The 8,862-nt window shown below is 69.3% G+C and carries 10 protein-coding genes and 1 riboswitch; of the genes, 6 read left to right on the forward strand and 4 right to left on the reverse strand.

Annotated features, from left to right (window positions below):
- Positions 1-168: 168 nt before the first annotated feature.
- From ABZ659_RS28080 to ABZ659_RS28090, 3 genes are read right to left on the reverse strand one after another with little or no spacing between them, the layout of a single operon-like run.
- Entirely contained in the window at positions 169-1,371 is a 1,203-nt protein-coding gene (locus ABZ659_RS28080; RefSeq protein ID WP_360225188.1) for a cystathionine gamma-lyase, read from the reverse strand.
- A complete protein-coding gene (locus tag ABZ659_RS28085; protein ID WP_360225190.1) occupies positions 1,368-1,862 on the reverse strand; it encodes a low molecular weight protein-tyrosine-phosphatase in 495 nt (164 codons plus the stop codon). The genes ABZ659_RS28080 and ABZ659_RS28085 overlap by 4 nt, the downstream gene beginning before the upstream one ends.
- Before the next feature lie 4 nt (positions 1,863-1,866).
- Positions 1,867-2,244, reverse strand: coding sequence for a phage holin family protein (locus ABZ659_RS28090; RefSeq protein ID WP_360225192.1), 378 nt, complete (start codon positions 2,242-2,244; stop codon positions 1,867-1,869).
- A gap of 59 nt (positions 2,245-2,303) precedes the next feature.
- On the opposite strand from ABZ659_RS28090, the gene ABZ659_RS28095 reads away from it, so the two are divergent.
- From ABZ659_RS28095 to ABZ659_RS28110, 4 genes are all read left to right on the forward strand, one after another.
- On the forward strand, positions 2,304-2,621 hold the full coding sequence (locus tag ABZ659_RS28095) for a cupin domain-containing protein (RefSeq protein WP_360225194.1): 318 nt from the start codon (positions 2,304-2,306) through the stop codon (positions 2,619-2,621).
- Between the two features lie 178 nt (positions 2,622-2,799).
- Positions 2,800-3,012: a DUF5326 family protein gene (locus ABZ659_RS28100; protein ID WP_360225196.1), complete on the forward strand. Its 213-nt coding sequence runs from the start codon at positions 2,800-2,802 to the stop codon at positions 3,010-3,012.
- A 554-nt stretch (positions 3,013-3,566) separates the two neighbouring features.
- Complete coding sequence (locus ABZ659_RS28105) at positions 3,567-4,301, forward strand: helix-turn-helix domain-containing protein (RefSeq protein ID WP_360225210.1); 735 nt, start codon at positions 3,567-3,569, stop codon at positions 4,299-4,301.
- A 95-nt stretch (positions 4,302-4,396) separates the two neighbouring features.
- Positions 4,397-4,840, forward strand: a complete 444-nt coding sequence (locus ABZ659_RS28110; RefSeq protein WP_360225198.1) for an SsgA family sporulation/cell division regulator — start codon at positions 4,397-4,399, stop codon at positions 4,838-4,840.
- A 61-nt stretch (positions 4,841-4,901) separates the two neighbouring features.
- On the opposite strand, the gene ABZ659_RS28115 is transcribed toward ABZ659_RS28110, so the two are convergent.
- Positions 4,902-6,527, reverse strand: coding sequence for a YibE/F family protein (locus tag ABZ659_RS28115; RefSeq protein WP_360225200.1), 1,626 nt, complete (start codon positions 6,525-6,527; stop codon positions 4,902-4,904).
- Positions 6,528-6,598: 71 nt separating this feature from the next.
- Positions 6,599-6,788, forward strand: a riboswitch (TPP riboswitch).
- On the opposite strand from ABZ659_RS28115, the gene thiC reads away from it, so the two are divergent.
- Positions 6,781-8,592, forward strand: a complete 1,812-nt coding sequence (gene thiC / locus ABZ659_RS28120; RefSeq protein WP_360225202.1) for a phosphomethylpyrimidine synthase ThiC — start codon at positions 6,781-6,783, stop codon at positions 8,590-8,592. Its footprint overlaps the riboswitch before it by 8 nt.
- 145 nt (positions 8,593-8,737) lie before the next feature.
- Positions 8,738-8,862 (forward strand): transposase (locus tag ABZ659_RS28125; RefSeq protein WP_360225212.1); only part of this gene is annotated, 125 nt, incomplete at its 3' end.

Genomic DNA, 8,862 nt, shown 5'->3' on the forward strand with positions numbered 1-8,862 from the left:
TGTCGATAGCCCCCTGTCGCTACTGTGATTGGACACTGACACAGAGTCAACTAGCCTTGTTCGCGCGGTTCTTCGCGCGCGGAACCGAGGACGGTCCGAGCCACGAGGGGGGAGGCTCGGACCGTCCGCTTTCCGTACCCGCGCCCCCGGGGGGCGTGCGGGCAGAGGTCATTCCGCTGACGCCTCCAGCGCCCGCAGCACGTCGGCCACCAGATCCGCGGGGTCTTCGGCGCCGACCGACATCCGGATGAAGCCCTCCGGCACCGCGTCCCCGCCCCAGCGACCGCGCCGCTCGGCTGTCGACCGCACACCGCCGAAGCTCGTCGCGTCGTCCACCAGCCGCAACCCGTCGAGGAAACGGTCCGCGCGAGCGCGCGAGGGCAGCGTGAAGGACACCACGCAGCCGTAGCCCCGCATCTGCTGTGCGGCGATCTTGTAGGAAGGGTCGGTCGGCAGCCCCGGGTAGCGCACAGCAAGCTGCTCCGGCCAGTCGCGCAGCGCCTCGGCGACGGCCAGGGCGGTGGCGTTCTGACGCTCCACGCGCAGCCCGAGCGTGGCGATCGACCGGTGCGCGAGCCATGCCTCCATGGGCCCGGGGATCGCCCCGACGATCTTGCGCCAGCGGCGTACGGCGGCCATGACCTCGGCGTCGCGGCCGGTGACGTACCCCAGAAGAATGTCCCCGTGCCCGGTGAGCTGCTTGGTGCCGCTGGCGACGGAGAAGTCGGCGCCGAGTTCCAGCGGGCGCTGGCCGAGCGGCGTCGCGAGCGTGTTGTCGACAGCGACCAGGGCGCCATGCGCGTGCGCCGCACCGACGAGCCTGCGCAGGTCGCACACGTCGAGCCCGGGGTTCGACGGCGTCTCGATCCACAGCAGCCGCGCGCCGTCGAGGACGTCGAGCTGGCCGTCACCGCCGGTGGGCGCGGTGCGCACCTCGATGCCGTACGCCTCCAGCTGCGCCCGCACCAGCGGCAGCGCCTGGTAGCCGTCGCTGGGCAGCACGACCGTGTCCCCGGCGCGCAGCTGGGAGAAGAGCACGGAGGAGATGGCGGCCATGCCGGACGCGAACGCCAGCGTCTCGACGCCGTCCGCGCCCGGGGCCTCCAGCTCGCTGATCGCCCGCTCCAGATGGGTCCAGGTCGGGTTCTCGTCACGACCGTAGGTGTACGGGCCCGTCGGGTCGCCCGGCAGATGGAAGTGCGCGGCGAACACCGGCCCGGGGAGGGTCGGCTCGTGCTTCACCGGCTCCGGCAGCCCGGCCCGCACGGCGCGCGTGCTCTCGCCGGAGGGGTCCGTTGTACCGGAGAGGACCTCACGCGCGCGTGCGCCGTCCTCGTGCTGCCGCCCCGTACCGCTGTTCGCCTCGCTCATGCCGCGCGTCCCTCCACTTGCTCACGTACCGCGGCGAGCAGGCCCGTGCTCGCCGACTCCACCATCTCAAGACACTCCACGAAACCGTCCGTGCCCCCGTAGTACGGATCCGGTACGTCGAGGTCGTCGACGCCCGCGGCGGGGTCGTACGAGCGCAGCAGCCGCACCTTGGCGGCGTCCTGCTCGGTGGGCGCGAGGCGGCGCAGGGCGCTCAGGTGGCCGGAGTCGAGGGCGATGACGAGGTCGAGCCGGGTGAACCAGGACGCCTGGAACCGCCGTGCGGTGTGCTCGGCGGCATAGCCGTGCTCTTCCAGTACGGCCGCCGCGCGTGGGTCGGCGCCCTCTCCCTCGTGCCAGCCGCCCGTACCGGCGCTGTCGGCCTCGATCAGCTCGTCGAGCCCGGCCTCCGCCACGCGCGCGTGGAAGACCGACTCGGCCATCGGGGAACGGCAGATGTTGCCGGTGCAGACGAAACAGACGCGGTAGGTCATGTGCTCAGTCCCCGTCGGGCAGGACGACGTTCAGCGCCCAGGAGACGATCGAGATGATCAGGCCTCCCAGTACGGCGGTCCAGAAGCCCTCCACGTGGAAGCTCAGGTCGAGCTTGTCCGCCAGCCACGAGGTCAGCAGCAGCATCAGGGCGTTCACGACCAGCGTGAACAGGCCGAGCGTCAGGATGAGCAGCGGCAGGCTGAGCAGCTTCACGAGGGGCTTGACCAGGAAGTTCACCAGACCGAAGAGCAGTGCGACGAGCAGTAGGGTGCCGATCTTCTTGCCAGTGCTGTCACCGGTCAGGGTGATCTCGCCAACCAGCCACACGGCCACTGCCAGGGCGCCCGCGTTGGCGATCGTCTTGACTAGGAAATTCATCATGTGTCTGATCGTGGCAGACGAGATCGGTTACGAGTACGGGTGCGAGGGCGACGAAGACGATGAAGGCATTCCGGCTGGACGAACTGGAGGCGGAACGCGCCGCCAACGAGGGCGCCTACCTCCAGTTCCTGCGGGAGCGGAACATGTCGGTCGGGCTGTACGCGCTGGACGCGGGCGAGCCCGACCCGCAGAAGCCCCACAACCAGGACGAGGTGTACTTCGTCGTCAGCGGGCGCGCCGCGATCACGGTCGGCATGGAGACCACGCAGGTGGCGCGCGGCAGCGTGATCTACGTCCCGGCCGGAGTCGCCCACAAGTTCCACCACATCAGCGAGGACCTCAGGGTCCTGGTGGTGTTCTCACCGCCCGAGGGATGAGCCTCGCTCTCCGGGTTCCCTAGGGGTTCGGTCAGGGGAGGACAAGGGGTGCGGGGCCCCCGTTGATCCCCGTGGCGCCCTAGCATCGAAGCAGGACAACGAAAAGGGTCGGCACCACGAAGGCCGGCCCTCGACCGGCCCCGGCAACTGCGACGGGCGGAGAGACAGGACGAAGGCAATGCGAGAGATCTTCGCGGGACTTCCGTGGTGGGTGAAGTGGGTCGCGGTGCCGGTCATCGCCCTGGTCGTGTTCGGCGGCCTGATAGCCAGCGTCATCGGGTTCGTGATCGGCCTGCTGTTCAAACTGCTGGTCTTCGTGGCCCTGGTCGGCGGACTCATCTACGTCGTACGCAAGTTCACCTCCAGCTCCTCCTCACGCGGCGACTGGTGACCGGTTCCGGCGGCGCGTGAGCGGTGCGGTGGTCGGCCTCGGGTGAGCCGGGGCGGGCGGCCGGTGCGCGGTGGCGCGGGCAGGGGTGACGGGTAACGGGATGCGCGGGTTCCCTCGGGCGGGGGAAGTTTCCCGCGCAGGCCGTCTGAGAACGGCAACGGGCGGTTAGAGTCCAGAACTCGTCGCGGGGAAAGACCCCGCGAGCGGCGCACACCCCCTCCCGTGTTCCCCGCACGGACAGCCCCCTCGCGCTTCGGGAGTGACTCTTGCCCACGGCTGACACCGCACCCGCCCCAACCGACCCAGAACCCCACGCACCCGCCGCAGCCACCCGGACGACCACGGTCCGCACCCCGGGCCTGCGCTTCAGGCCACCCGAGCACCCCTCCCCGACGACGACAGCGACAGCGACCGCTGCAGCGGGAGTGGCGACCGCCCCCGGCCCACGGCGCCGGGCCACCGCGTCGGCGCCGGTGGCCCCGACGTGCTCCTCGGCGCAACAGTCCTCCGCGCCCTCCACGTCGCCGCACACCAGCGCCCACTCCAGCACCCTCATCGGCTCCGTGCAGCGCGCCATGCGCCTGCTGGAGTGCGTCACCGGACACGAGCACGGCGCCCCCGCCAAGCAACTGGCCAGGGAGACCGGCCTCGCCCTCCCCACGGCCTACCACCTGCTGCGCACCCTCGCCCACGAGGGCTACCTACGCCGTGAGCGGGGGCTGTACTTCCTCGGGGAGGCCGCCGAGCGGCTGAGCAGCAGCGGAGCCCAGCAGAAACGTCGCAGCACGATCCTCGGCGCCCTCGCGCGCTGGCGGGACACCATCGGCGTACCCGTCTACTACGCGCTCTACCGCGAGGGCGAGATCGACGTCATGTGCGTCTCCGACTCCCCGGGCAACCCGGCCGTGGAGGAGTGGGCCGACTTCCGTGAGACCGGACACGCGCACGCCATCGGGCAGTGCCTGCTGTCCCAACTCGACGACGGCGCCCGCCGCGACCACCTCGACCGCTACCCCGTGCAGTCGATCACCCCGTACACGATCCGTGACGACCATGCCCTGCTCCGACGGCTGGAGCGGACCCAGCGCATGGAGCCGGTGGTCGAGCGGCAGGAGTACGCGCTCGGGTCGGTCTGCGCGGCGATCCCGATCACCGTGGGCACGACGGCCGCGACGATGGCGATCTCGCTTCCGGCCCACCAGGCTGACCGGCTGCTCCCCGCGGCGGGGCAGTTGCAGGACGAGATCGAACGATTCCTCGGCGCATTCGCGATCTCTATCAGTATGTGAAAACTCACTCCTTGTGATCTGGTGCACACATTCAGCAAGATTCCAGGGTTCAGGGTTCATTCCCGGCCAGTCGACGGCACATGACGGGGTAGGCGATGCGCGAGTCCGTACAGGCGGTACAGGCAGAGGTCATGATGAGCTTCCTCATCTCCGAGGAGCTTTCCTTCCGCATCCCGGTGGAGTTGCGCTACGAGACCTGTGATCCCTATGCCGTGCGGCTGACCTTCCACCTGCCCGGGGACGCCCCGGTGACCTGGGCGTTCGGGCGCGAGCTGCTGATCGACGGCGTCGGTCGGCCGTGCGGCGAGGGCGACGTGCGGGTCACACCGGTCGCACCCGAAGCGCTGGGTGAGGTCCTGATCCGGCTCCAGGTCGGCGCCGACCACGCGCTGTTCCGATCCTCGTCGGCACCGCTCGTGGCGTTCCTCGACCGCACCGACAGACTGGTGCCGTTGGGCCAGGAGGCCGCGCTCGGCGACTTCGACGCCCATCTCGACGAGGCCCTCGACCGCATCCTCGCGGACCAGGGCGCTGGGTGAAGCGTTACTCCAGACAGGTGGCGTAACGCTTCGCCTCCCTCAGGGGGAGCCGCCTGGCGGGTCAGCGCTTCCGGCGACGCCCCCGGCCGCCGGGCGCCGGAGCCTGGCGGGCCCCGGCCGGTACGGCATCCGGACCCGGTCGCGTTCCCGGCCGGTCGGCCGACACCACCAGGGCCGCGAGCGCCGTGGTGACCGGCACCGACGCCACCAGGCCGATCGAGCCCACCAGGGTGCGCACGATCTCCTCCGCGACCAGCTCACTGTTGGCGACCGCCCCCACGCTGCTCTGCGCGATCGAGAAGAGCAGCAGCAGCGGCAGCGCGGCACCGGCGTACGCGAGGACGAGCGTGTTGACGACGGACGCGATGTGGTCCCGGCCGATGCGGATGCCCGCGCGGTACAGGCCGCGCCAGCCCATCGTCGGGTTCGCCTCGTGCAGCTCCCACACGGCGGAGGTCTGTGTGACGGTCACGTCGTCCAGGACGCCGAGCGAACCGATGATGATCCCGGCGAGCAGCAGACCGCTCATGTCGATCGTCGGATACAGGCCGTGGATCAGGCCGGTGTTGTCGTCGGTGTTGCCGGTGAGCGCGGCCCAGTCGATGAACAGCGAGCCGAGGACGCCGATCAGCAGCAGTGAGACCAGGGTGCCGAGTACCGCCACGGAGGTACGGGCGGACAGGCCGTGGCACAGGTACAGCGCCATCAGCATGATGGCGCTCGCCCCGATGATCGCTACGAGCAGCGGGTTCGAGCCCTGGAGGATCGCGGGCAGGATGAAGAAGTTCAGTACCAGGAAGCTGGTGGCCAGCGCCACCAGCGACATGACGCCCCGCAACCGCCCGACGACCACGACGGCGAGCGCGAAGATGCCGGCGAGCAGGGCCAGGGGCAGCCTGCGGTTCACGTCGGTCACCGAGTACTGCAGGTCCTTGGGTGCCGAGGGCTCGTAGGCGACCACGACCTCCTGGCCCTCGTGCAACTGACGGGACTGGTCCGGCTGCACGATCTCGGTGAACGTACGACCGCTGTCCTTGCCGGTGTCGATCCGGATCGTCGCCTTCTTGCAGGTGCCGTCCGCCTGTTGCTGCGCGGAGGAACCCTCGGCGGTGGAGGTGTCGCCGGTCGGGGGAGGCGACGAGCCGTTCACGGAGGAGCAGCTCAGGGTCTCCACCTTGGTGACCGTGGCCTGCTGGGTCTGCCGGTCGAAACCGACGCCGGTGCGCTCGTGCGCGGGGGCGCCGCCGGGCCACAGTACGGCGAGACCGATGGCGACCGCGGCGGTGAACGGGATGAGGATCGCCGCGATCACCTTGCGTAGATGTTGGGAGACCGGCGTGGCGGGCCCGTGACTGTGCGCGTGCCCGTGCCCGTGCCCACCTCCGGGACCGTGCCCACCGTGACCGCCGGAGCCGTGTCCGCCGTTCCCACCGGCCCCCTGCCCGCCAGAGCCACCGGAAGCACCACCGCTCCCGGAACCTGCCCCAGACCCGCTGCCCGCTCCGTGCCCTCCGCCGTACCCGCCGCCAGGTCCACCGCTGGGCCCGCCACCGGCTCCGTACCCGCCCTCGCCGCCGTACCCGGACCCCGAAGACCCCTGGCCCCGAGCGGCGGTGTTGCCGGTTCTGGGGGCGGGCCTGCGGGGTGGTTCGGGCGGTGGGAACGGAGGATGCTGCGTCGTGGTCACCGACCGATCATCGCAAGAACGGCAGAGGCCCTCTGTTCACCGCGCCCGAATTGGCGCTAGCGTGGAGTCACCTTTGTAAACGCGGGAGCTCGGAGCACCGGGCTGAGAGGGCGCTGACCTCCGTCCCAGCGATGTTTCACATGAAACGTCACCCAAGTCGAGTGATGTTTCACACGGGACATCGGCAGACGGAAACCGCTGCGTCGACCGCCGAACCTGTTACCGGGTAATGCCGGCGTAGGGAGTAGGTCTCATGGCCAACAAGGACGTACGCACGCCTGCCTCCGCGCAGACCTCCAGCGACACGGAGTCTGCCGGGGCCGGGAAGTCCATCGGCTGGCACAAGGCGTATGTCGCGGGCTCCCGCCCCGACATACAGGTGCCGGTCCGTCAGGTGCATCTCACCAACGGGCAGTCGGTCACGCTGTACGACACATCCGGCCCGTACACCGATCCACTCGTCGACACGGACGTCCGCAGGGGTCTGTCGCCGCTGCGCGAGAACTGGATCATCGCCCGCGGTGACACCGAGGAGTACGCGGGTCGCCCCGTCCGTCCCGAGGACGACGGGATCAAGCACACCTCGCCGCGTGGCGGGCTGCGCAACCTGGACGCGGTCTTCCCCGGTCGGCCGCGGCAGCCACGTCGAGGCCGCGACGGCACGGCGGTCACCCAGCTCGCGTACGCACGCCGAGGGGAGATCACGCCGGAGATGGAGTTCGTGGCGCTTCGGGAGAACGTTTCTCCCGAGGTGGTCCGCGAGGAGATCGCGGCGGGACGAGCCGTGCTGCCCGCCAACGTCAACCACCCGGAGATCGAGCCGATGATCATCGGTAAACGGTTCCTGGTGAAGGTCAACGCCAACATCGGCAACTCCGCGGTGACGTCCTCCATCGAGGAGGAGGTCGAGAAGATGACCTGGGCGACCCGCTGGGGCGCCGACACGGTCATGGACCTGTCCACCGGCCGCAACATCCACACCACCCGCGAGTGGGTGCTGCGCAACTCCCCCGTCCCGATCGGCACGGTGCCGCTCTACCAGGCCCTGGAGAAGGTCGACGGCAGGGCCGAGGAGCTGACCTGGGAGATCTACAAGGACACGGTCGTCGAACAGGCCGAACAAGGCGTGGACTACATGACCGTCCACGCGGGCGTGCGCCTGCCCTACGTCCCGCTGACCGCCAACCGCAAGACCGGCATCGTCTCCCGCGGCGGCTCCATCATGGCCGCGTGGTGCCTGGCGCACCACAAGGAGAGCTTCCTGTACGAGAACTTCGAGGAACTCTGCGAGATCCTCGCCGCCTACGACGTCACCTACTCCCTCGGGGACGGGCTGCGGCCGGGCTCGATCGCGGACGCCAACGACGAGGCGCAGTTCGCGGAGTTGCGCACGCTCGGGGAACTCAACCAGATCGCCAAGCGTTTGAACGTACAGACGATGATCGAGGGCCCGGGACACGTCCCGATGCACAAGATCAAGGAGAACATCGACCTTCAGCAGGAGATCTGTGATGGGGCTCCGTTCTATACGCTCGGCCCGCTGACGACGGACGTCGCTCCGGCGTACGACCACATCACCTCCGGCATCGGTGCCGCGATGATCGCCTGGTGGGGTACGGCCATGCTCTGCTACGTCACACCCAAGGAACACCTGGGCCTACCCAACCGTGACGACGTCAAGACCGGCGTCATCACCTACAAGATCGCCGCCCACGCAGCCGACCTCGCCAAGGGGCACCCCGGTGCACAGGAGTGGGACGACGCTCTGTCCGACGCCCGTTTCGAGTTCCGGTGGGAGGACCAGTTCAACCTGGCCCTCGACCCGGACACGGCACGGGAGTTCCACGACGAGACCCTGCCAGCCGAGCCCGCCAAGACAGCGCACTTCTGCTCGATGTGCGGGCCCAAGTTCTGCTCGATGAAGATTAGCCAAAGCATCACAGAGCGGTTCGGTGGTGCGGCGACTGAGGGGGCGTCTCGGGAGGACATCGCGGCGGGGATGCTCCAGAAGTCGAAGGAGTTCGCGGCGGGCGGGAACAAGGTGTACCTGCCGGTGGTCGACTGATCAGTAGAAGAGCCGTGGGCGGTGGAGCTCTCGGGTCTCCACCGCCCGCACGGGGGCCTCACTGGGCGTCCATGGGCGCCCGTGCTCTCAGCTGTGGTCCTTAGGTCGTGTCTTCAATTAATCTTGAGTGGTGGATCATGGTCGGGTGATACGTCGCCATGAACTGTCCGATGCTGAGTGGGAGTTCGTCCGGCCACTGCTGCCTGTGCCCTTGCGGGGCCGGAGGCGGTTGGACGACCGAAGGGTCCTCAACGGGATCGTGTGGAAGTT

Source organism: Streptomyces sp. NPDC006997, from assembly GCF_040635175.1.
Lineage (GTDB): Bacteria > Actinomycetota > Actinomycetes > Streptomycetales > Streptomycetaceae > Streptomyces.

Excerpts from the sequence above, each read along its gene's own strand:
- ABZ659_RS28080 (WP_360225188.1), bottom strand. The coding sequence starts at position 1,371 with ATGAGCGAGGCGAACAGCGGTACGGGGCGGCAGCACGAGGACGGCGCA.
- ABZ659_RS28085 (WP_360225190.1), bottom strand. The coding sequence starts at position 1,862 with ATGACCTACCGCGTCTGTTTCGTCTGCACCGGCAACATCTGCCGTTCC.
- ABZ659_RS28090 (WP_360225192.1), bottom strand. The coding sequence starts at position 2,244 with ATGATGAATTTCCTAGTCAAGACGATCGCCAACGCGGGCGCCCTGGCA.
- ABZ659_RS28095 (WP_360225194.1), top strand. The coding sequence starts at position 2,304 with ATGAAGGCATTCCGGCTGGACGAACTGGAGGCGGAACGCGCCGCCAAC.
- ABZ659_RS28100 (WP_360225196.1), top strand. The coding sequence starts at position 2,800 with ATGCGAGAGATCTTCGCGGGACTTCCGTGGTGGGTGAAGTGGGTCGCG.
- ABZ659_RS28110 (WP_360225198.1), top strand. The coding sequence starts at position 4,397 with ATGCGCGAGTCCGTACAGGCGGTACAGGCAGAGGTCATGATGAGCTTC.
- thiC (WP_360225202.1), top strand. The coding sequence starts at position 6,781 with ATGGCCAACAAGGACGTACGCACGCCTGCCTCCGCGCAGACCTCCAGC.